Annotated in this window: 19 protein-coding genes; 10 read left to right on the top strand and 9 right to left on the bottom strand. The window is 40.6% G+C overall.

Annotated features, from left to right (window positions below; genetic code table 11):
- Positions 1-16: 16 nt before the first annotated feature.
- From IEY40_RS02410 to IEY40_RS02365, 10 genes are all read left to right on the top strand, one after another.
- Entirely contained in the window at positions 17-1681 is a 1665-nt protein-coding gene (locus IEY40_RS02410; RefSeq protein WP_188952961.1) for an AMP-binding protein, read from the top strand.
- Between the two features lie 173 nt (positions 1682-1854).
- On the top strand, positions 1855-2919 hold the full coding sequence (locus IEY40_RS02405; protein ID WP_188952959.1) for a patatin-like phospholipase family protein: 1065 nt from the start codon (positions 1855-1857) through the stop codon (positions 2917-2919).
- Positions 2920-3056: 137 nt separating this feature from the next.
- Complete coding sequence (locus IEY40_RS02400) at positions 3057-4055, top strand: NADP-dependent oxidoreductase (protein WP_188952957.1); 999 nt, start codon at positions 3057-3059, stop codon at positions 4053-4055.
- A gap of 88 nt (positions 4056-4143) precedes the next feature.
- Positions 4144-6258 carry a molybdopterin-dependent oxidoreductase gene (locus IEY40_RS02395; protein WP_188952955.1) on the top strand — a complete coding sequence of 705 codons (2115 nt, stop codon included), beginning with the start codon at positions 4144-4146 and terminating at the stop codon, positions 6256-6258.
- 40 nt (positions 6259-6298) lie between these two features.
- Entirely contained in the window at positions 6299-7132 is an 834-nt protein-coding gene (locus tag IEY40_RS02390) for an AAA family ATPase (protein ID WP_188952953.1), read from the top strand.
- A gap of 7 nt (positions 7133-7139) precedes the next feature.
- Positions 7140-8312 (top strand): vWA domain-containing protein, encoded by a 1173-nt coding sequence (locus tag IEY40_RS02385; protein ID WP_188952951.1) that lies wholly within the window; start codon positions 7140-7142, stop codon positions 8310-8312.
- A gap of 87 nt (positions 8313-8399) precedes the next feature.
- Positions 8400-9308, top strand: coding sequence for a haloalkane dehalogenase (locus IEY40_RS02380; protein WP_188952949.1), 909 nt, complete (start codon positions 8400-8402; stop codon positions 9306-9308).
- 28 nt (positions 9309-9336) lie between these two features.
- Complete coding sequence (locus IEY40_RS02375; RefSeq protein WP_188952947.1) at positions 9337-10131, top strand: SGNH/GDSL hydrolase family protein; 795 nt, start codon at positions 9337-9339, stop codon at positions 10129-10131.
- 355 nt (positions 10132-10486) lie between these two features.
- The gene (locus tag IEY40_RS02370; RefSeq protein WP_188952945.1) at positions 10487-11881 is read left to right on the top strand and encodes an SIR2 family protein; all 1395 of its coding nucleotides are present in this window, start codon (positions 10487-10489) and stop codon (positions 11879-11881) included.
- Positions 11878-13953 (top strand): ATP-binding protein, encoded by a 2076-nt coding sequence (locus IEY40_RS02365; protein WP_188952943.1) that lies wholly within the window; start codon positions 11878-11880, stop codon positions 13951-13953. The genes IEY40_RS02370 and IEY40_RS02365 overlap by 4 nt, the downstream gene beginning before the upstream one ends.
- 675 nt (positions 13954-14628) lie before the next feature.
- Here IEY40_RS02365 and IEY40_RS02360 read toward each other — a convergent pair.
- From IEY40_RS02360 to IEY40_RS02320, 9 genes are all read right to left on the bottom strand, one after another.
- Positions 14629-15732 carry a PQQ-dependent sugar dehydrogenase gene (locus IEY40_RS02360; protein ID WP_229776984.1) on the bottom strand — a complete coding sequence of 368 codons (1104 nt, stop codon included), beginning with the start codon at positions 15730-15732 and terminating at the stop codon, positions 14629-14631.
- Between the two features lie 60 nt (positions 15733-15792).
- Positions 15793-16578 (bottom strand): alpha/beta fold hydrolase, encoded by a 786-nt coding sequence (locus IEY40_RS02355; RefSeq protein WP_188952941.1) that lies wholly within the window; start codon positions 16576-16578, stop codon positions 15793-15795.
- Positions 16579-16668: 90 nt separating this feature from the next.
- Positions 16669-17523: a crotonase/enoyl-CoA hydratase family protein gene (locus tag IEY40_RS02350; protein WP_188953473.1), complete on the bottom strand. Its 855-nt coding sequence runs from the start codon at positions 17521-17523 to the stop codon at positions 16669-16671.
- Positions 17524-17587: 64 nt separating this feature from the next.
- Complete coding sequence (locus tag IEY40_RS02345) at positions 17588-18280, bottom strand: crotonase/enoyl-CoA hydratase family protein (RefSeq protein WP_188952939.1); 693 nt, start codon at positions 18278-18280, stop codon at positions 17588-17590.
- 62 nt (positions 18281-18342) lie between these two features.
- Positions 18343-19242, bottom strand: a complete 900-nt coding sequence (locus IEY40_RS02340; protein ID WP_229776983.1) for a bile acid:sodium symporter family protein — start codon at positions 19240-19242, stop codon at positions 18343-18345.
- 162 nt (positions 19243-19404) lie between these two features.
- On the bottom strand, positions 19405-20541 hold the full coding sequence (locus IEY40_RS02335; protein ID WP_188952935.1) for a DUF2855 family protein: 1137 nt from the start codon (positions 20539-20541) through the stop codon (positions 19405-19407).
- Positions 20542-20553: 12 nt separating this feature from the next.
- Positions 20554-21498 carry an alpha/beta fold hydrolase gene (locus tag IEY40_RS02330; protein ID WP_188952933.1) on the bottom strand — a complete coding sequence of 315 codons (945 nt, stop codon included), beginning with the start codon at positions 21496-21498 and terminating at the stop codon, positions 20554-20556.
- A gap of 54 nt (positions 21499-21552) precedes the next feature.
- Positions 21553-22215 (bottom strand): nitroreductase, encoded by a 663-nt coding sequence (locus IEY40_RS02325; RefSeq protein ID WP_188952931.1) that lies wholly within the window; start codon positions 22213-22215, stop codon positions 21553-21555.
- A gap of 125 nt (positions 22216-22340) precedes the next feature.
- Positions 22341-24782, bottom strand: a complete 2442-nt coding sequence (locus tag IEY40_RS02320) for a TonB-dependent receptor (protein WP_188952929.1) — start codon at positions 24780-24782, stop codon at positions 22341-22343.
- Between the last annotated feature and the right edge of the window lie 63 nt (positions 24783-24845).

Below are 24845 nucleotides of genomic sequence, written 5' to 3'. Positions count from 1 at the left end.
AATAGGGGACCGTATTATGGAAAAAGTTTGGCTTGAAAAGAGTTATCCACCTGGGGTTGAATTTGAAATTGATCCAGATAAGTACAGCTCTTTAGCAGAATTATTTTTAAAGTATACCAAGTTATACGCGAGTAATACGGCGTTCATTAATATGGATGTTAGCATTACCTATCAGCAGCTTGAGCAACAAGCGACTGACTTTGCGGCCTATTTACAGCATGATCTAGGCCTGGTAAAAGGCGACAAATTCGCCATTATGATCCCTAATCTATTGCAATATCCCATTGCTTTATTTGGTGCATTGATTGCAGGGTTAACCGTAGTCAATGTTAACCCTTTATACACTGCTCGTGAGCTAGAACATCAACTAAAAGACTCTGGTACAAAAGGTATTTTGATTTTAGAAAACTTTGCCCACGTGCTGCAGGCCGTTATCAATAAGACCGATGTTAAGCATGTGGTCACCACCAGTGTTGGCGATCGACTCGGCCTGATCAAAGGTGCGCTAATTAACGGCGCAATTAAGCATGTTAAAAAACAGGTACCAGCGTTTGACTTGCCTAACGCGGTTAAATTTAATGATGCTATGTCAAAAGGAAGCAAACTTAAGTTTACTCCGGTTACGGTTACAGGCGAAGACTTAGCATTTTTGCAATATACCGGTGGCACAACTGGCCCATCAAAAGGCGCAATGTTAACTCACCGTAATATGGTAGCTAACCTTGAGCAATCTAATGCCGTCACTAAAAACGTGTATGAAATCGGCAAAGAATTTATGATCACTGCATTGCCGCTGTACCATATCTACGCACTAACTTCTAATTGCTTAGCATTCTTACCATTTGGTGGCACCAATTTGCTGATCACCAACCCACGTGATATGCCTGGTTTTGTGAAAGAATTAGCTAAATACAAATTTACCGTTATTACCGGTGTAAACACCTTGTTTAATGGTCTGCTTCACACACCAGGCTTTGACCAGCTTGATTTTAGCGCATTAAAAATGGGCTTTGGCGGTGGTATGTCTGTACAGCGTCCAGTGGCAGAACATTGGGAGCGCGTGACCAAAAGCCGCCTTTTAGAAGGATATGGCTTAACTGAGTGTGCGCCGTTAGTGACCATGAGTCCGTACAACCAGGAAAAATACAATGGTTCTATTGGCCTTCCTGCCTCATCAACCGATATTCGATTAGTAGGCGCCGATGGTGAAGATGTTGCCTTAGGCGAGCCTGGTGAAATGTGGGTAAAAGGACCGCAAGTCATGAAAGGTTATTACAATCGTCAAAAAGCCACTGATGAAGTGCTAAAAGATGGTTGGTTAGCCACCGGTGATATCGCGACCATGGACGAAAATGGTTTCTTTAGGATTGTGGACCGTAAAAAAGACATGATTATTGTGTCTGGATTTAATGTATTTCCGAATGAAATTGAAGAAGTTATTGTTGCCCATGAAGGCGTACTTGAAGCTGCTGCCGTTGGAGTGTCTTGTGATGCCACCGGCGAGCGCGTGAAAGTATATATTGTGCGTAAAGACCCGACTCTTACTCAGCAAGATATCTTTGATCACTGCGCTGAAATGCTAACGAACTATAAGCGTCCTAAAATCGTTGAATTTATGGACGAACTGCCAAAAAGTAATGTCGGTAAAGTGTTGCGTAAAGACCTACGCAGCAAGGCATAACGTATCCAAGATGGTCTGTTTTTGTGTTAAAAAAAACATAATTACAGACCCATATTGAGCCACAACATGCTGGCTCGACTTCCTTAAATTATTCCAATAACGAGCAAATCAAATAACGCTATTAGTATTTAAGCGTTTATTTTCAATATTATAAGAGTAAGAAATATTACAGTATGTTAGAAATTTATGCCGGTGATTCGGCGTTAAAAACAATACAACAAGATGGATTTTCTCCTGAGCTATTCAGCTCTTTTTTAGGCGCCAGTGGTGGACCCAAATGGTTCACCTTATTTGGCTTAGACAAATATTTATTTGGCGAATTCTTTAAAGGAAGGCAACAACCATTAAACCTAATTGGCTCAAGTGCTGGTGCATTTCGTGCCGCTTGTTTTGCACAAAACGATCCAGTAGCAGCCATAGAACGATTGGCAAAAAACTACAGCGAGACCGTATATTCTAATGATAAAAAACCGCAACCATTAGAAATCACCACTAAAGCGTTCGAATTGCTTGAGGTGTTATTTGGCGCAACCGGAGCTGACGAAATTATCAATAATCCCGTCTTCAAAGCACATTTTATCGTGGCAAAATGCAATGGGCTCGTTGCTTCAGAAAGTAAATTAAAACAAGGCGTTGGTTTAGCAAATAGTTTTGTGCGTAACTCAATGAGTCGACCTTTATTAAAAAGCCAATATCAGCGGTTTATATTTCAGCATAATCAAAGTGATTTAGTCATCAATGACCCTGATAGTATTCCAACTACAGCGGTAAGTTTATCTGAACAGAACATTAAACGTGCCTTGTTGGCGTCGGGTTCTATCCCGATGGTAATGCAAGGTATTAAAGACATTCCTGATTGCCCGCCGGGGATGTATCGTGATGGCGGCATTATTGATTATCACTTTGATTTTGATATTCAAAATAAAGGCTTAACCCTATACCCGCATTTTAGTTCAACCTTAAAAGCGGGGTGGTTTGATAAAAACCTGTCACGAAAGGTGAGGCTGCAACACTACGATAAAACCGTTTTATTGTGCCCATCGGCAGAATTTGTGGCGTCCTTACCGTATCAAAAAATCCCCGACCGCAGTGACTTTATTGAAATGAAACCAGCACAGCGTCTTAAATATTGGCAACAAGTGTTTGTAGAAAGTGAAAAGCTAGCACTGCATTTTAAGCATTTTTATCGAAATCAAGATATCAACAGTATTAAACATATCAATCAACTACACGATTGAGAACATGTGTAGATTGCGAATGCAGAGTCACCGTGTAGCAGTATTAAATCCTGAGTCAGTTTAGATATGCAGCAACATTTAAAGATAACAATCGCGCCATTGACGGCCACATAATCATCGAAAAAAGAGAGAAACACATGAGCACATTTACCGCAATCAATCTCATCGCCCGTCCTCAAGGTGGTCCAATTGGCCCTGAATTATTTGAAGTAGTCCAAAAGCCAATGCCAAATGTAGGTGAAGGACAATTTTTAGTGAAGCAAAATCATATGTCATTAGACCCTGCAATGTTTGGCTGGATGAGTGCTGATACTGAGAGTTACATACCACCAGTAGCACTAGGTGAGGTAATGCGCAGCTCAGGTATTGGTGAAATCGTTGAAAGTCATCATCCTGATTTTGCAGTCGGCGACCGTGTCATGGGCATGATGGGCTGGCAAGAGTATGTACTCAGTAATGGCGCCGGACTGAACAAAGTGACTGCGCCTTTGCCTGATGAAGCCGTGTTATCGGTATTTGCCTTACCAGGGTTAACCGCAACACAAGGTTTGTATGGTGTAGGTAAACCACAAAAAGGCGAAACCATTGTAGTTTCCGGCGCTGCTGGTTCTGTGGGTTCTATCGTTGGTCAGTTGGCCAAAGCTGATGGCTTAACGGTTATTGGTGTTGTGGGTAGCGATGAAAAAGCCGATTGGATTGTAAATGAGCTCGGTTTTGACGGTGCCATTAATTACAAAACCGATGATATCGCAGCTAAATTAGTTGAATTCGCGCCAAAAGGTATTGATATATATTTTGAAAATACTGGCGGCCCTATTCAGCATCATGTCTTTTCCAAAATGAATGCCCACGGTCGTATTGTGGTGTGCGGTATGATTGCCGATTACCCTAAAGAAGTACCTGATTTAGGCCCTAATTGGATTCAAATCATTAAAAAGCGTTTGATTATTCAAGGTTTCACTATGCCAGACCACTTTGGTGATGTGCCGGCCTTATTACAAAAACTGACACCGTATGTGATGAAAGGGCAAATCAAGCATCGCGCACATGTGTTAGACGGGCTTGAGTCTGCCATTAGCGGGTTGAACTTGTTCTTTACCGGCGACAATAAAGGCAAGCTTATCGTAAAGCTTTAGTCATCATCAATGCGTAGCGCTTAAGCCTAAATCATCAACGGTATGTTAAGCGCTACTCCATCAATTTATTCCAAGTCAGGCGATATATATGAGCGAAATCAAAACCCATTATAGAAATTGCAATATTTGCGAAGCCATGTGTGGCTTGGAAATTAACTATCAAGACCAGCAAATTATTTCAATTAAAGGTGATCAACTAGACCCATTTAGTCAGGGCTATAACTGCCCTAAAGCGCTTGCATTAGAAGACTTTTATACCGATAAAGATCGGTTGAAAACACCCATTAAACGCACGGAGTCTGGTTGGCAAGCCATTAGTTGGGATGATGCATTCACAGAAATCGTCGAGAATTTCAAACATATTCAACAGCAACATGGCAAAAATGCCTTAGCGGTGTATTTAGGTAATCCCAACGCACATAGCTTGGGCAATGCGTTATTTCTTAAACCGTTTATGAAATCACTTGGCACCATTAATCGCTTTAGTTCTGCTTCTGCTGATCAATTACCGCATCATGTGGCGGCTAACTTTATGTTTGGTGCAGGGATGTTAATCCCGGTGTCTGATATTGACCGCACTGATTTTATGTTAATCATCGGTGGCAACCCTGTAGTGTCTAATGGCAGCATGATGACTGCCCCTAATGTAATCGGACGCTTAAAAGCCATTCAAAAGCGAGGCGGTAAAGTGGTGGTGGTTGACCCGCGCAAAACCCGTACCGCAAACATTGCCGACCAACATGTGTTTATTCGCCCTGAAAAAGATGCCTTTTTGCTACTAGCATTGATACATTGTGTATTTGCTCATAACAAGGTCAATTTACGCCATCTAAGCGACAAGGTTGATGGGTTAGATGAGATTAGAAAGCTGGTAAACGCCTATTCGCCTGAGATTGTTGCACCTTTAGTTGGTATTGATGCCAAGGTAATCCGTACCTTATCAACTGATATGTTGGCCGCTGATTCTGCTGTTTGCTATAGCCGCATGGGTGCCTCAACGCAAACCTTTGGTGGTATTTGTTTATGGCTCACCAACGTGCTTAACATTATTACCGGTAATTTTGATCGCGCAGGTGGCGCGATGTTTCCACAACCAGCCTTTGATTTACTGCGTAATCATAAACCTGGTCATAAAACCTCGTTTGGTCAATACCACTCTCGTGTGCGTAAGTTACCGTTTTTTAATGGTGAGTTTCCGGTTGCTACCTTAGCGGAAGAGATCCAAACGCCAGGAGAAGGGCAAATTAAAAGCTTGATTACGGTTGCAGGTAATCCTGTGTTATCGGCCCCTAGCGGCCATAAACTTGCAAACGCATTTAGTGAGTTAGATTACATGGTATCAATTGATATCTACCTTAATGAAACCACCAAATATGCGGACATTATTTTACCAGGTACTACGGGAGTCGAGAACTCACACTTTGACATTTTCTTTAACTCTTTCTCCGTCAGAAACACGGTTAAATACTCGCCGCCGCTATTTGAAAAACAAACTGATCAGCTCAGCGACTGGCAAATATTAAAAGAGATTTCAGCGCGGATGCTCAACCTGCCTGCCGATGACCCAATGCAACACGTTACACCAGAACTGATACTGGATATGGAGCTTAAAAAAGGCCCATATGGTCAGCAAGGTATGAGTTTACAAAAGTTAATTGATAATCCACATGGTATCGATATTGGTCCGCTTCTGCCGTGTTTATCTGAGCGGATTAAAACGACTAACGGCAACATTGATTTATTTCCAACTGTTTATCAAGACGATTTACCTCGATTACAGGCTGTCATGAATCAAACTAAACGTGATAATCAATTCCCATTTGATTTAATCAGCCGTCGTTTAGTGAAAAGCCATAATACCTGGACACAAAATTCAGAACGGTTAATTAAAGGTAAAAACCCTTGTACTTTAGAAGTCAATTCTTTAGACGCTATAAACCTAGGAATTGAACAAGGGCAATTGGTGACAGTCACTTCTGCAGTGGGTGAGATTAAAATAGAAGCGACTATTACAGATGATATCCAGCAAGGTGTTGTTACCATGCCGCAAGGGTGGGGACATAATCAACAAGGTACCAATATGTCTATTGCCGCAACACAACCGGGTGTTAGCATTAATGATTTAACGGATGCAGCTAGAGTTGATATGCTCACAGGTAATGCGGCATTTAATGGAACGCCGGTAGCAATTAAAGTGGCTTAAGCTTTACCCACTAAAAAACAAACAAAATAAAAGGTTAACCATGTTTACAAGTACAGAAAACTATATTGCATCTAACGATCTTACTTTAGCCGTAAATGCAGCTATCGCACTCGAAAAACCGTTATTAATTAAAGGTGAACCAGGTACAGGTAAAACTCAGTTAGCTGAAGAGTTAGCACGTTCGCTTAATTGTAAACTGTATCAATGGCACATTAAATCAACCACTAAAGCTCAGCAAGGACTTTACGAGTATGATGCTGTATCGCGTCTACGCGACAGTCAATTAGGCGATGCCAAAGTGCATGATATTGGTAACTATATCGTTAAAGGTAAGCTGTGGCAGGCATTTGAAGAACAACAACGTCCGATTTTGCTGATTGATGAAATAGATAAAGCCGACATTGAGTTTCCAAACGATTTACTGCAAGAACTCGATAAAATGGAGTTTTATGTTTATGAAACTCAACAAGTGATCAAAGCCAAGCAACGTCCAATTATTATCATTACCTCAAATAATGAAAAAGAGCTGCCAGATGCCTTTTTAAGACGCTGTTTTTTCCATTACATTAAATTCCCAACCAAAGCGGAAATGGAAAAGATTATCGATGTACATCATCCTGACGTAAAGCAAGCCCTGTTAAGTCAGGCATTAGACGTGTTTTTTGATTTACGCGAAGTAAATGGTATTAAGAAAAAACCTTCAACATCAGAGCTAATTGATTGGTTAAAGTTATTAATTTCGGATGATATTTCGCAGCAAACCTTGCTTGATAAGCAATCGGACATTATTCCACTGTTTGGTGCACTGTTAAAAAATGAACAAGACGTATCATTGATTGAAAAACTGGCCTTTATGAGCCGTAGAAACAGGTAGTAACGCCGTGTTTATTGATTTTTTCCTAACCTTAAAAAAGCACAAAGTGCCGTGTAGTTTACGTGAACTACTCGATCTAATCGCCTTGCTTAAAAAAGGGGTGGTGTTTGCGGATGTTGAAGCGTTTTATAACCTAGCCAAAATTGTCATGGTTAAAGACGAGATCCATTACGACAAGTACGACAATGCTTTTGCTGAATACTTTAACGGTATAGAAAGCATTGATATTTTCGATCATATTTTACCTGAAGATTGGCTACGTAAAGAGTTTGAAAAAAACTTAAGCCAAGAAGAAAAAGATCAACTCAAGGCGCTTGGTGGTCTTGAAGCCTTAATGAAAACGCTTAAAGAGCGCCTAGAAGAACAAAAAAAGCGTCATGCGGGCGGTAATAAGTGGGTTGGTACGGGTGGAACATCTCCGTTTGGCGCCTATGGTTACAATCCTGAAGGTATTCGAGTTGGCCAGGATAAAAATCGCAATAATAGTGCAGTTAAAGTATGGGATAAACGCGAGTTTAAAAACTTTGATCAAGACCGTGAACTCGGCACTCGCAATATCAAATTAGCATTAAAAAAATTACGTAAATTTGCTCGAACTGGGGCCAGTGAAAAGCTTGATATCAATACGACTATTCGTTCTACCGCTCAAAATGGTGGCTTACTTGATGTGCATATGGAGCCTGAACGTCATAACGCAGTAAAAGTGCTGATGTTCTTCGATATTGGCGGCTCAATGGATGATTACATACACACTTGTGAAGAGCTATTTTCAGCTGCGCACAGTGAGTTTAAGCATTTACGCTTTTTTTATTTTCACAATTGTTTATACGAAAAAGTCTGGCAAGACAATAATCGTCGCTTTGATAAAACCATCGACCTAGAAGAAATATTACGGACGTTTTCATCTGACTACAAAGTTATTTTTGTTGGCGACGCCACCATGGGGCCTTACGAGATTATCGCAAAGGGTGGCAGTGTTGAACATTGGAATGAAAAACCTGGCATTGAGTATATGAACCGCCTGATAGGGCATTTTAATAAAGTTGCCTGGCTTAATCCACAGCCTGAACACTACTGGCAAGTTCATCATTCTATTTCGATTATTCAAAAGCTGGTTAACGATAAAATGTATCCACTGACTGTGGATGGTATTGGCCGGGCGATAAAAGATCTTAGCTAAAAAGAAGTGTTATTGAGTGTTTTATACGGCGCTGGGTAGAATGTGATGTCAGCGCTATTATTGAAAACAATATGGAAAGGAAGCAATATGGATTTTTTACGCACCGATGATAGCTGTTTTACTCATTTACCTCATTACTATTTCAGCCCCAATTATTTGACTGTTGATGATACAGAAGGCGGTGAGTTAAGACTGCATTATGTTGACGAAGGACCGACAGATGCAGCGCCAATCCTTTTATTACATGGCGAGCCAACATGGAGTTTTTTGTATCGTAAAATGATCCCAATCTTAGTGAAGGCAGGGCATAGGGTCATCGTGCCTGATTTAATCGGTTTTGGCCGTTCAGACAAACCGACAAAACGCTCAGACTATACCTATCAACGGCATGTTGACTGGATAAAATCATTGTTACTACAACTCAACCTCAACGACATAACATTAGTTTGTCAAGATTGGGGAGGCTTAATTGGTTTACGCCTAGCCGCCGAAAATAGTGATCGATTTGCACGAATTGTTGCAGCCAATACCATGTTGCCAACAGGTGATCATCCGCCAGGAGAAGCTTTCACCAAATGGCGTCAATTCTCACAAGACGTTGAAATATTTCCAACGGGTGGCTTAATCAATAGCACATGTGTATCAGCACTATCTGCAGAGATTATTGCCGCTTATGATGCACCGTTTCCAGATGAACGTTACAAAGAGGGCGCGCGTCAATTTCCGTTACTTGTGCCTATTACCCCAGATGATCCGGCATCAGATAAAAACCGTGCAGCCTGGAAAGTGTTATCTCAATGGCAAAAGCCGTTTTTAACCGCTTTTAGTGATTCAGACCCGATTACTGCGGGTGGTGATGCCTTGATGCAAAAGCTCATTCCTGGAACAAAAGGGCAAAAACACACCACTATCGTCGCTGCAGGGCACTTTTTACAAGAGGATAAAGGCGAAGTATTAGCGGATGTTGTCGTGAATTTTATTGCTGATAATCGTTAACAGTCGATATTGATATTAAGGATAAACAATGTTGTATCAGGGATTGTCACTCATTTTAGCCCCGTTGTTGGTGTTTCAGGGGCTTAATGTTCGTCGTACTACGCCAAGGCTGCCTGAACCTGAAGGCGAACGAGTAGGGCAAACTGGCGTTAATCCTACTCTGAGCTTATTAATTTTAGGTGACTCAGCGGCGGCTGGCGTTGGAGTGGCATTTCAACAGCATGCATTATTAGGGCAGGTTATTGAGCAGTTAAGTCCTCAACTCGAGTTTAGTTATGGCTTGTTTGCTAAAACAGGCTCGACTACATCGACCACTTTACAAGCCTTACAAGAGCAGATTGATAATGCACATCCCATACTCGGGCAAACGCATTATGATGTCATCGTGACATCATTAGGGGTGAATGACATTACCTCATCGATCAGTTGCGACAAGTGGTTGCTGCAACAAAAAGCATTATTTGATCTGATTACAAAGCGATACACACCCAAATTGATATTGGTCACGGCGTTACCGCCTTTGGGGTTATTTCCTGCATTGCCTCATCCACTGCGTTGGAGTTTAGGTCAGCGCGCTAATCAATTTAATCGCCAGTTACAGCAATTACTTATTAAGTTAAATCAACAAGTCGACCAATCTACAGATTTCAAATTAATTAAATTGCCATTAGATAACCCGCAACCCGACATCACTATGCTAGATTTTATGCGACAAGTGATGGCCAGTGATGGTTTTCACCCTGGCGCACCCATTTATTCAGCATGGGCTAATTTGGTTGTTGAGCAAATAGTTAGTGGTATTAAATCTACAGCTATTGAATGAAATAGCTGTATGTCATGTGTAATGTGTGGGATTTATCATAGCAATGGTTAGGGCTAACATACTTCTGCCCCATTCCGCGTTAGTGAGAGACGTTAGGCAACCGAAGAACCGTGAATATAGCCATATATTTTTTAATCTATTGTGCAGTCTGATGTGATTTAATGATTTGTTGTAGATACCTCTTCATCAACTTGCTCAGTTTTACGAGCGACTTATTCAACTTTTCTAAGAGTGATTTTAACTTTGTCGCTTTATTTCAATGTATTAGCGTGTCATAGTTACTGAAAGTTAATTTTTGGCAGCCGTTTGTTGAGCTGCTATTCAGGTGTCATCAAACAATAAGGATGTACATAAATTGTCTCAATATCTTAAGTTAGGCGATGACCAATCTCCAGTCCAGTTGGATGCACACGGTGACTATGACGCTTTTAAAGTCGTGGGCGACTGTGTCTGGGCCAAAACTGACAATGAAATTACTCCAGACTTTTTACGCTCAAGAATAGAGCCTTGGCTAACTGCACTCTTTCAGTCAGAGCACCTTAATTTACTTATCGGTGCAGGACTTAGTTCTGCGATACAAGAGTCGGCAACAGGGCAAAAGCCACAAGGCATGGGGTGGATAGACGATCTAAAGGTTTGTAAATTTGAAATCGATGCTTATGTAGAAAAAACAGCAAAGGCTGCTGGCAGAAATAAGGGGAATATTGAAGACCAAATTCGTTCGATTAATGAATTAATCAAAGGGTTGGAAATTCTTATAGCGTTAAATCCTACCCCAATTCCTCCTCCGCCAGCGCCAAATCCGCCATATAGATATTTCCCGAGTGAGTTAAACCTGTTAAGAGAAGAGCTTTCACGATGTTTACAGTTGTTTGCTGAATCGGTTAGCAACGGAGAAAAATCAATCCGAGATGCAGAAAATAAGCAAAAAACGGAAACATTTAATTACTTAGTTAATTTCCTAATGAGTTTTTCAAGCAGAACTGCGACACGAGATAGGTTACATATATTCACAACTAATTATGATCGGATAATTGAAACTGGTGCTGAATTAGCAGGCCTTAGATTAGTTGATCGGTTTGTCGGAAGTATTGCGCCAATCTTTAGATCATCACGATTAGAGGTTGATTATCATTACAACCCACCGGGTATACGTGGTGAACCTAGATATTTAGAAGGTGTAGCTCGTTTTACTAAACTTCACGGTTCATTAGACTGGTATGCAAACGAGGGGGCTATAAGGCGTTTTGGGCTACCTTTTGGAGCGGCTTCTGTCGAGCCATTTTTACAAGTTGAAGGTGCTGGTACAGCTAACTACCAACAGTTGATGATTTATCCAAATTCAGTCAAAGATCGTGAAACATCAGAATACCCCTATGTCGAGTTGTTTAGAGATTTAGCATCAGCAACATGCCGCCCAAATAGCACCCTTGTAACTTATGGCTATAGTTTTGGTGATGAACATATAAATCGAGTTATTACTGATATGCTAACAATACCCTCAACACATATTGTTATTATTGCTTATGGTGATCCACTCGGAAGAATCATGAGTTTTATAAAAGATAGTGGGCGTCAGGCTCAAATATCTTTATTACTTGGTGATCATTTTGGAGATCTAAAAACATTAGTTGATTACTACCTTCCAAAGGCTGCAATAGATCGTAGCTCTATTCGTATGGCTGAACTTTTGAAATCGAGAGGTTTATATCCCACAGCAATTCAAGCCAAAATGGGCGGTGAAGAATGAGTTCATTACCCATTGAGCAGGGAGAACAATTAAGAGTAGGTACAGTAGATTTTGTTTCTCCAAATGAAATCAGAGCCGTCCTTGATATCGATTCGCCTGATTCTGTAGCCCTAAATGCAGGAACGCCAAGAAACTTCCCTAGAGTAAACAGTTATGTTTTAGTGTCTTGTGATAATGGTTATTTGGTTGGACAAATTGAGTGGCTTGCCGTTGAGCGCTCACCTTACCCCAAGCAAAGGGATATCCAGGATTTTGGTTTAGTTAATTTACCTTTTCCACAGAAAAAAATCAGTTTAAATCCAGTCGGAACTCTCAAGCGAGTTTCAAAAAAAGGTGATGATTCCTTTAGGTTTCAACGAGGTTCAGAATCATTTCCTTCAATTGGTTCTGCTATTTTGCTACCAACAGATTTACAGCTTAGATCTATTGTTGAATCTGGTAATAATCGTAGAGTTATCATAGGGCAAAGTCCGCTTGCAAATAACGCTAATGTTGCTGTAGATCCTGATCGATTATTTGGGCGACATATTGCTGTACTAGGGAATACCGGTAGTGGAAAATCTTGTTCAGTGGCAGGTCTCATTCAATGGTCGTTAGAAGCAGCTATGGAATCGGAAGCCAGACCAAATGCTCGGTTTATTGTGCTTGATCCAAATGGTGAATACACCCGTGCTTTAGGTCCAGATACTAAATTCAAAGGTCGTGTTTTTAAAGTTGAAGCTAATGAAGGTGAAAACCAACTACAAGTACCTTCGTGGTTTTGGAATAGTGCTGAGTGGGCGTCCTTCACACAAGCGAGCCCTAAAGCACAATTACCTTTACTAAAGCGCTCTTTGAGAGCAATGCGAAATGAAGACTTTAAACTTGAAACAGATTCAAATATTGAGATAAAACGATTTTTAGGTAATGTCTTAGTAACTTTAAAACATGATAAAAGTGCAGGGAAACCTTTTGGTCAATATGGACCTGCAAAAGGTTTTTTGGAGTCGATAATAAAGTGGAAAGTAAGTTTAGAATACTACCGTGATAAAACGCTTGATACTGGATTAAATCAGCCTATTTTAAAAATGACTAACTACGTAGTTAGTCGAACACCAACGGATCAAATAAAATACCCTACAATACAGTCTGATGTTAGTGAAGTTGAAGATTTAATCAATTCAATAAACTCTTGTTATATAGCCTTTGGCGGTAACGAAAATTCATTGTTACCGAAAAGCGAAGATATTCCACTGCCATTTGAAGGCAATAACCTTGTTGCTTATTTAGAGGCTTTAGCTCAAGAAAATGGTAGTGAGCAGTATGTAGAGTATTTAGTTGCTCGAATACGCACCATGCTCTCTGATACAAGAATGAAACCTATCACCAATGATGCAGAACAGAGAGTTGATTTAGCTGGGTGGTTAGAAAATTATATAGGTAAGGATGGAGCAGGTGAGGATGATAGTTGTGTTTCAATTATAGATCTTTCTCTAGTACCAAATGAAATTACTCACCTTGTAACTGCTGTTATTTCAAGAATCATCTTTGAATCATTGCAACGTTATAGGCGGCTAAATAATCAAACCCTACCAACTGTACTCGTAGCTGAAGAGGCGCATACGTTCATTAAACGATATCGTGATGACTCTGAAAATCAGGATGTAGCAGCTGTTTGTTGCCAAGTATTTGAGAAGATTGCACGTGAAGGAAGGAAATTCGGTCTTGGTATGGTTATTTCTTCTCAACGACCTTCGGAGCTATCACCTACAGTTTTATCTCAATGTAATACATTTCTTCTGCATCGAATTAGTAACGATAGAGATCAAGATCAAGTGCATAAAATGGTACCAGATAATTTGCGCGGACTGCTTCGTGAATTGCCTTCTCTGCCATCTCAACATGCAATACTTATGGGGTGGGCATCAGAGCTTCCTGTTTTGGTTAAAATGAAGAGTTTAACAAAAGAGCAGCAACCTCATTCAGACGATCCTGACTTCTGGGATGTCTGGACAAGAAAAGATGAAGACGGGAATGCTGTTGAGCGAAATGCTGATTGGGATGCAATTGTTAAGGAGTGGCAGCAAAGTTGAACCGATGTTTGATACATCACTATATATTAGATTGCCATACTTTCCCTAATGGCAATTATCACTTCCAGTGCTTTAACTCTAACAAGCTTTTGTCCATAAATGAGTCAGCAGCCATGATTTGGAATGGTTATAAATTTAAATTTTTTGTTGGGTCAAAATTTAGTCGGGTCAGGGTAAACTTTTATTAAATAAAACCGTCCGACCCATGGACGGGTCGGCAGAGCTTATAGGGACATACTTGCGCGTGTCGGTGAGTAAATGCCATGGTAAGCCTGTTGATAGAGTTTCAGCCAGCGCACTGTCTGTGAAAAATTAGTCAGAATTTAGTCGGTCAGAGTCTGACGAGTCCCCATAAAAGAATGAATATAAATAATGAGATAGGTTAAAAACTTTAGAAATGCCTAAATTCAACTCTGACTTTAGGCTGTGGGCGAAGCGCCACGACGTTAGTGGCCGCAGGCCATAAAGTACAATACAAAAATAATACCCGGATCCCGGCTCAAAAGCATTACCGGGATGACGTGAGAGTTGTGACGACGAGAAGAGGGGGTTAACAAGTTTTGTATAATAGTGACTTTGATACTAATCAAAATTCATTATCAAAAAAGACACACATTCTCTGAAAAATTATTAAACGTTAACATGGTCGTAGAGTTAAAGCTTAACCCATGGCTTTTATTGTTTGGTATAACTAATCCGATACACGGCATTGGCAAAGTCATCTGATACCAAGATTGAGCCATCTGCCAGGGTCATCACATCAACAGGTCGGCCCCAGCTTTGTTCGCCTTCAAGCCAACCCGTAGCAAACGGCTTATAGTCAATAACCTTATTCCCCTCAAGTGCCACCTGCATAATACGATAACCCACTTTGTTTGTGCGGTTCCACGAGCCGTGTTGGGCAATTAAGATTGATTGCTTATAAGCCGCGGGGAATTGACTACCTTGATAAAACTCCATGCCTAATGCGGCAACATGTGCACCCAAAGCTAAAACTGGAGGCGTGTTGAGTTTGGCAATGGTGGGGTTAGTAAAATCTGGATCGGTAATTTCTGTGTTGTGAATAAAGGGAAAACCAAAGTGTTGCCCAGTTTGAGTGACGTGATTAAGTTCATCATCGGGTAAATCATCGCCCATCATGTCGCGGCCGTTGTCGGTAAACCATAATTCACCAGACGTTGGGTGAAAATCAAATCCGACACTATTGCGTACACCTTGAGCAACAACAGTGGTTTGTTTTGTTTCAATGTCTAATTGTAAAATACTGGCAAAGGGCTTTTCACTTTCACACACATTACAGGGCGCGCCAACGGGAATGTACAGCTTTTCATCTGGGCCAAAAGCGATAAATTTCCAGCCATGGTGTGGTTTATTTGGCAGTTTGTCGTACACTAATTCTGGTTTAGGGATCTTGGGTAATGATTGCTCAATATCTAGATAACGCCAGATTTTATCGACCTCAGCGACATACAAATTGCCATTATAGTAAGCAAGACCGGATGGCATAAATAGATTTGTTGCAATAATGATTTTCTTGTCAGCTTTAAAATCATTATCACTGTCTATAAGCGCATAAACATTGCCTGCTTTACGACTGCCGACAAAAACAGTTCCGTTGTCACCAAGTGCCATCTGGCGTGCATTTTCCACGTTTTCGGCATACACATCGATGGTAAACCCTGCTGGTAATTTGATCTTATCCAGTGGTAATGCAAATGATGGATAAGAGACACCCATAGCTATGATTAAGGTTGAACATAAACTAATTGGTTTCATCATATAAGTGCCTCTAATGTAGATTTATTGTTAGCTCTTTTTGAGCCAGTACTAAGGTCATCATTACCAGTCTTTAATGATTTGCTTGACCATATTGGCGGTATTTTCTGGTTGTTCTAATGGAAACATGTGTCCGCCATTCGGGAGTGTCATTAACTCAATGTCATTCAGCTTTGCAAATCGAACAAAATGTTTTATCGGGAATATCTGAGTCTTTTCACCGTATATCAGTTTTGCTGGCACGGTCAGTTTGTTTTTGTACTTAACAAGGTTGGTCGGTAAATGCCTGAAAATGTCGGCTTCGACGGCAGGAGAGAAGTTCAGCTCTAACCGTTTATTGCGTAGCACCACACTTGAGGAGGCATAGTCTTGTAAGCAACGTGGGTCGAAATTTTTAAATAATGTTTTCTGTGAAAAATAATCAACCAAGTTAGTGTTTTCTGGCCAGTGATTTTGGCGTGTTTTCGCTTTACCTGCTGGAGATAGCTTATCGATATAAGGTGTTCGCTTAATAAAACTCAGCAAATGTGAGAAAGCGCCCGTGACGACAGGTGGATCGAGCATCACTAAACCTCGAAAAAGCTCAGGATGTTGGCAGGCAGCAATAAACGATATAACACCGCCGAATGAATGCCCAACACAAATGACCTTTTCATCTTGCTTCTTAATAAATTCAATAAGTTCCGTGACTAGGTGTTGCCAGTTATTGTGTATTGGGTAAAGTACATTATGACCAAACTGGTTGTGGGCTATGGTTCTAAAGTCGTTATCAAATTCTTGTAGGAACGTTTTATAGCTGCCCGCGGGGAAACCGTTGGCATGCACAAGGTTAATTAATGGTTTTTTCATAGTTTGCTCTAAAGGGTTAGCGCTATTTGTGATTAACTTAATTCACTCATAAGCTAAGTTAATCGTAAATAGCGCAGGTTTACCCAATGCTTAGAATATTTTTAATGGGTCTATTTGCGTTAACTCTTCAAATTCAGGCGCACGATTTTGCGCTTTGGCTTTGAATATTTCCATCATATCGTTTTGGGGTTGGAACATGCCGCTTTGCCATACCGACATGTAATTTAAACTGTCGGCGACACTGTGATCGCGAGCATAGTTAATCATCTCTTTACAGCCTGCTACTGCAAGTGGTGAACGAGACGCTATCTCTTCTGCTATGGCAATTACTGCTGTTAGCATTGAAGCGTGATCGTCAAAGACTTGATTAACTAAACCCGCTTGTTTAGCTTCAGCAGCGGGCATTCTGCGACCTGTATAAGCAAGCTCTTTAACTAAACCGATAGAAATTAATTTAGGCAAACGTTGTAATGTGCCAACATCTGCGGTCATGCCGAGTTTGGTTTCTTCGATACTAAAAAATGCATCACTAGTGCAATAACGACAATCAGCTGCTGTAACCATATCTACAGCGCCACCAATACAACCGCCTTGAATAGCCATTAGTACTGGCATACGCACCGATTCTAATACCGAGAAGCAGTCTTGCAGTTTAAGCACTAAACGGCGTAATTGCTCATGTTTACGACCTAACTCAATATTATCTGTATTGTTATTAGCACTAAAAACCGCTAAATCCATTCCTGCTGAAAAGTGCTTGCCCGTAGATGAAATCACAATAGCTCTTGCTGCCGACTGATTGTTAATATCGTGGATTACGCTGGGGAATTCGTGCCAAAAATCGACATTCATTGAATTCAGCTCGTCAGGTCGATTTAATATAATGTGCGCTACTTTGTTGTTTATCTCGACGCTCAAGGTTTGGTAGTTTTTTGGTGAAGTCATCATTATGTCCTTATATTTATATTTATAGTTATTGTTATCTTTATTTATTGCACCAAAATGATGGTTACAATGTTAAGGTAATTTTTTGATCTTCAATGATTGCGGCGTCAAGCGATGACAAAATTGCTTGTCGCATTTTGAGCTTAGTCCCCTGATGGGCTGCCATATTGAGTGTTTGCATGTGTTTAGCAACCATCATGGCCGTATTCATTAATTGTTCAGCCTCAACCACTTTATCTAAGAATCCTGCTTCAATTGCCGCGTTAGGACTAAATAATTCAGCATTGATAACAGCACGAGTCAGGTAGTGTGTCGGAATACGATTACGCGCAATTTCAATACCGGCCTGATGCATTGTCATGCCAATGGCTACTTCATTTAAACCAATTTTAAACTCACCAGCACAACCTATACGATAATCACAACTGAGCATTAAAAATGCGCCTTTGGCAATGGCATGACCGCTACATACACCAATAATAGGGGTTGGGAAAGCCAGTATTCTGCGTGACAAAGTTGAACCGGCTGTGACCAGTGCAATAGCAGCTTCAGAGCTTTGCTTCATAGTTTTTAAATCAAACCCACCAGAAAATATTCCCGCTTGCCCCGTAAGTATCACCACGGCAGCTTGTTGCTCTGCTTTATCTAAAGCATTGTTTATTTGTTCAATCACTTCAGGCGATATGGCATTCACTTTGCCATTATTTAAACTGATGATATGAACGTCATTTTCAATTGTTACGTTAACTAATTGCATATTTCACCTAATATTTTATTTAAGTCATTGTTATTTTATTATTATATTTCATAAGCTTGAATCTAGCTTTCGGCTATAGAAGCCCTTAGCTGTTTAGCTTTAATGTATTTTGTATTTAACATACCGACTAAAATGCTCGCCGTAAATAGCATGGTAAGTGTGTAAATAGCGGGCGTGAATGACATTTTATAATTGGCGAGTAATGTTAACGCCATAAACATTGATAACGTACTGTTTTGTAGTCCAACTTCAATGGTAATGGATGTACGCTGAGCAAAATTAAGCCCAAACCATTTACTGGTGTAATAACCCAATAACATGGTTGAAATATTAAGGATAATAGATACTGGGCCGGCAGCAATCAGTGCAGGAATAACAATATCTTGTTGAATATAAGTCAGAAAGATAATCAGTAAGGTTAAAAATAAAATTCCGAAACGCGATACATGCACTTGTGTGCTTTCTGCTACTTTTGGAGCATATCGCCTGATTAACATCCCCACAGCAATAGGCACAATAGTGAGCTTCATCAGACTAATCATGGTGGCCATAATGGGTAACTGAAATTCACTGCCTTCACCCATAAAGTGAATTAGTGAGTAATTGAGCACCACAGGAATAGTAAATACGGTAAGTAAACTGGCAACGGCCGTCATGGTGACAGACAGGGCGACATCTGCCTTGGCTAAATGTGAAAACATATTTGAAGTGGTACCGCCAGGACATAACACGAGTAACATAACCCCAACTGCATATTCAGGTTCTAATGGCATAATGCTGGCTAACGCAAACCCGATGATAGGAAGCAGTAATAATTGATTGGTTAACCCAATAGCCACTGCTTTAGGATATTTTATGACTCGTTTAAAATCATTGACCACCAGCGATAACCCCATTCCCATCATGATCAAGAAGATACAAATAGGTATTACCTGTGTGTTGACCAATGTTATCAGTTGCATATTGTCCATAATAACCTCTAGTAAAAACGAAAAATCTTAGCTAATGAACATAAAAGCTAAGTAATAGTTAGGGGAAACATCCGTTTTAATTCAATGACTCAATTTTATTGTGTACTTTGCTCATTAAGTCTTAAGTTAGCTGCTGTGCCAGTAGTAAACTGGCTAATTACTCACGCTGTTTGGGTTGACGATTAACCCCACAGAAGCATCGGCACAACCGGTTAAAACAGCTTGGAAATCATCGTTAACCTGATTGAGGCCATGTATGTGCTTAGTCTTGATGTTGCTCTTACAAAAATCGATATATCTGAGTAAAGCAATATTCATCTGTTTCATCGTTTCAGTTGTTCCCCAATCTTTGCTGCGTTTTTTTAGTTGTGTCGGTGCAAAAAAGAACGTCGGAGACGCGCCAGGAAGATGAGATTCTACGCCCGCTTGAGTGATGTCTATATCATTATGGTGCGTTGCGCCAATGCGGCAAGAGTAGGTGAGTCGTGAGCCTAAGTGGTGGTGAATAGACGCTAATGTTGTTTTGCCTCCGGCCATGTCAACTAATATTGAGGGTATTGCGGAGTCTAGCTCGCATATTTGTTGATAACTAATGACCTTGTCGTAACAGCCAAGTGACTCTACAAATGCTTTATTAACCTCTGAGGTGATACCTATGGCAGGGCGATCTCCGCGTTGCTTGATGCAGTAGGCAAGGGCAATGCTGGTTTTGCTTGATGCACTGGTTATGAGATATTGCTTGGCATCAAAATAATGGTTGTCGAACATAAAGTCGTCGACCAACCAGGATGTGGTAAATAATCCGCGTAGTAAAATATCGTAATCTTCGTTTTGTTCACGATAAAAAGGATTGGCACCAACGCGATCAAAATAATTGTAAATTGGAGATAATCCTTCTCTACAAGGATTAACATCACTAAAACCATGTTGAGTTACATTACCTGCAACGATAATTAGGTGAGTTGCCATGGGCATAAATCCCCAGACTCGTTCGCCAACTAATATTTGGTCGTTTTTAGATTTTATTACTTCGGCATAGCCCATTACTGGCAAGCGTCCCCAATGTTGAGGATCATTTGATGGAAAAAAACGCCAATATCCTAAAGTGTCTCCGGCAATTCCGTAACTGATATTATTTGCGGTTAGGGCGAATTTATCGACTCGCAATAACACTTCGTTGTGTGCCATTGGTTTAGAAATATCAATATCAATAACCCGCGTGGTATGAAGATCATCTTTGCCGACTTCAAATACCTGGGCATGATGTTGTGTTATTACAATTGCCGTCATAAATTACCTTTATTATTTTTTTGAAGTTAAAAAATCACTTATTGCATTGTTCACTTCGTTGGGTCTTTCATGTTGGATCCAGTGACTGGTATGAGCAAAACGTTTAATCGTACAATTAGGCACGTATTGAATTAAGTCATCGAGGTTTTCATTCACAAATGCCAAATCTTGCTCGCCCCACAGCACAAGCGTGGGGAGATTAATGCGAATATTGGGTATTTTAAGTGCTGATGTATGTTTGACCTGGCTGTTGGATGAGACGGTGATGTCATCATTGGTATCCATTTTGGCGTCATTACGCGCCAGTTGTGGCATGGCACGATAATATTGCAACATGCCATTTATTGCGCCAGGTTGTCGCCATACTTGCCGATATGCGTCTAACACCTCATGGGTGAAAATAGCCGGTTGCTGGCTTTGCATAATCTTATCGACCAAGTAATGATAATCATCTTGTGTTAATAGGCTTTCCGCTTCAGGCTCAATAAGTTGATGAATATAAGCACTTTTACTGCGCTGATTTGAGTTATTGATCATCTCGCGGGTAAAGGTACTCGGATGCGCTGCATTTAATATCACCAAGCGTGATAACAACGAGGCATTAAATGCGGCTAACGGCCAGGCAATGGCGCCACCCCAATCGTGGGCAATCAAGGTTACGGGTTGGTTTGGGCTAACTGCGGCAATGAATTTGCTCATAAAGCGGATCAGGTTCGGGACAGTATAAAAACCGGTATCCGTAGGTTTGTCGCTGAGGTTATATCCTGGTAAATCTGGCGCGATAACTCGATAATTACAGGCAAAAAAATCAAGTTGTTTAAGCCATGTTCCCCAATATTCAGGAAATCCATGTAAAAAAACTAAGGTTTCAATTGGCTTTTGTGCTGCATGATTGCCTGACTCAACATAATGAATGTTAACACCATCGACGACGGTGTAATGATGCGTAAGAGGCATATGCCATCTCCATATTGAATATAGTGAGTCAAGTCAGATCAAAAAGAATGCAGCTTATTTGAAAAAAGCTACGGCAGTGTCAAGTGCTTCCCGCTCGGTACGAGTATTATTGACCAGAGCAGTGTCATCGGCGTAACCAAACGACATGCCAAATAAAATACCGCGCTCTTCAGGTAGGCCTAAAATTTCACGAACGGGATCAGGGAATTGCCCAAGCGCGCCTTGCATACAATTTGATACACCATGTTCAGCCATAACTAACGATAACGTTTGCGCATAGATGCCTAAATCGACAGCACCCATAATGTCTAAATACTTATCCATGGTAAAAAACACCGCATGAGGGGCATCAAAAAATTGCCAGTTTCGCACCATGGCCATTTGACGTGCTTTTTTGTCTTCTCGAGCGATGCCTACGGAGCTGTACAGCGCATTAGCTGAACCAAATTGACGATCACGGTGCACACCTTGATATTGTGGCAACCAGTTAAAGTCAGGGTTGGGTGAAGCACCACTCATTAAGGTTTCGATAAATTTAGCTTTTAATTTATCTTTAGTTACGCCAGACACCACGCACGATTGCCATGGCTGTACGTTACAATTTGATGGAGAAAGCTGTGCACTAGAGAAGATTTGTTTTAAGACATTTTCAGGCACAGGCTTGTCTTGAAATGCACGAACTGAATAACGGTTTTTTAAAATAGATTCTATAGACATAGTGACAACTCTTATTGTTATTAATCATTAAAGCGATACCTGTTAATTAGGTATAAATGAGTTTCTTACCGAAAAAGTCTGTAACGCCGGCAATATATTCACTGACGTTACAGACTGAAGGTTATTTAAAATTGGTACGAAATATTCGCGCCAAAAGTACGTGGTTGATTAGGATATCCATTAAAGCTACCCGCCTGAATTGGTGGTGGAAAAGCCGACAATAGATACTCATCATTGGTTAAATTACGCACCCAAAGTTGCAAACTTAGGCCGTTATCGAAGGCTAAGCCTGTGCTGGCATTAAAGGTATTCACTTCACGCGATAGAGATTCAGGGGTATTTTCGGCAACTTTGACATCGCTTTCAAATAGGTAATCGGTACGAACGTAACCATCAGCACCGTTAAACACTTCAAAGTTATATACAATTCCAGCAGTAATACTCACTTCATGTATACCCGCTGGTTTTTCACCAGACAGATCAACTGGTCCATCTAAACCTGATGCACCAACAAACGAGTCATAAATTGGATCGAGGAAAGTACCTGCTAATGTAAATGATAGGTCTTCGGTTAAATTGTAATTTGAATCAAACTCAACACCTTTAGTGCTTTGCTTACCTGCATTAGCCAATACATAGCCGGTGCCGATAAAGATTGAGGATTGGAAACCTTCAATGGTTTGATCAAATATCGTTGCGTTGAACGATCCGTTTTCAAATTGAGTTTTAATACCAATCTCGTAAACCATCGCTTCTTCTGGAGAAGCATATCGTCCACCATAAACTTGATTCGGCAATGCTAAACCAGCGGTATCGATTGCTGCTTGGTCTGACGCAAAGGGACTTGAATAACGCGATAAATTCCACGATGTTGCTTTAAAGCCGGTTGCTGCTGTGGCGAACACGTTTATATTGTCATTGATTTCATAAGACAAACGCATAGACCAAGTTGCTTTACTGTCATCAGACTTATTATTCTCTGCCGCATTAGGTAAGCCTAACATCGGTGGTAAAAATTGTAGGCCTTCTAATACAGGAACTGCTGGAGCAAGTTGTGGAATGTTGCTAATAGGGACACCAAATAATGTCGGTACAGTTGCTAAATCAAGTGCAGAAAGAACGTCATTATGATTTTGTGAAATGGTAATTTCTTTTTGATCATTAGTATAACTGGCTCCAAATATTGCCGTAAATTGATCGGTAATATGGTAATCAAAACTAGCAAATAATGAATAAGCATCATTGTCTTGTTTAAATTCTGAACTTACTGCAGTGTTACCTGAGAAAAAGGTACCAGGGTCAAGGCCATAAACACCTTCTACACCAGAGAGCAAACCAGGTGCTCCACCTGCTGACATGAGCACATCAAAGTAATTTCTCATGTCATTGCCGTAATATAAAGTGTCACCTGTTGTGACTTCTTCATGAAATATGAACGCACCAAACATCCACTCTAGTTGACGTTCATCCGTTGATGCTATGCGAAATTCCTGAGTCATAGTATCAATATCGGTATAGCCACCTTCATTTAGAATATCCAAGCTGGTGTAATCCACATCATTCATAAAATCAGATTCGTTGTTACGTAACGCACTGATTGAGGTGAATGAATAACCGTCAAAATCCACGTCAAGTTGTAATGACACGCCGCCGTCTTTAACATTATTAATAGGGTCTGAGTTGAGAGCCGATTTATAGGCAAATGAACTGCTTTCGTCTAAATCCACGCCACCTAAAGCACGAACAGCCGCTGTAGTTGGGCCGTTAATAGAGTTTTCTACTGTACAACATGCTTCGTTAATTTTGCTGTAATCAGCAATTAAACGCAGTTTTACATCTTCAGTTGGTTCGTACAGTGCTTGTCCACGAACATTCCAGCGATCTTTATCGTTAATATCATCTAACCCAGTAACAGATTCGGTATAGCCATCTCGGGTATTAAAGCCACCCGAAACACTAAAGGCTAAATTATCTGTGATGCCATTGGTGTAATATCCTTTCATTACTCGTTGATTAAAATTGCCAATACCAGCTTCAATTTTACCTTCCTGATAATAGGCCGGCTCACGCGTACTCACACTTATTACGCCTGCAGAAGCATTTTTACCAAATAAGGTACTTTGCGGCCCACTTAATACTTCAATTTGTTGCAGTCTCGGTAAGTCACCAATTTGGGCTGCTGCGCGTGATCGATAAACACCATCAATAAACACTCCAACAGACGGCTCAATACCAGTGTTATTGGTACCATTACCAAAGCCACGAATGGCAAAGTTAGTATTAGTTGAACGTTGTAAAGGTGTGACACGTAAGGTAGGAACTAAGGTTTGTAAGTCATCAATATCCATGACTTTAGCCTGCTCAATGGCTTTGCTGCTGACCACAGTAATTGCCACTGGTGACTCTTGTAAACCTTTAGCTCTTTTTGAGGCGGTGACGACAATTCGTTCCATGTCATCATCTTTCTTAAGCGGCTTCTCATCTTCCGCATAAGCAGTTGAACTGAGTACACCCAACACAGCCAACGAAAGGACAGAGTACTTAAAAATCTGTGATTTATTATGCATTTATTTTTCCCCAGATAAAAACTAATTGCTATTAAACAAGCTAACTAACACGTTGAATTACCA

Source organism: Shewanella ulleungensis (assembly GCF_014648315.1).
Classification (GTDB): domain Bacteria; phylum Pseudomonadota; class Gammaproteobacteria; order Enterobacterales; family Shewanellaceae; genus Shewanella; species Shewanella ulleungensis.
The sequence above is the reverse complement of the archived record's forward strand: the minus strand, read 5'-3'. Positions and strand labels throughout refer to the sequence as shown.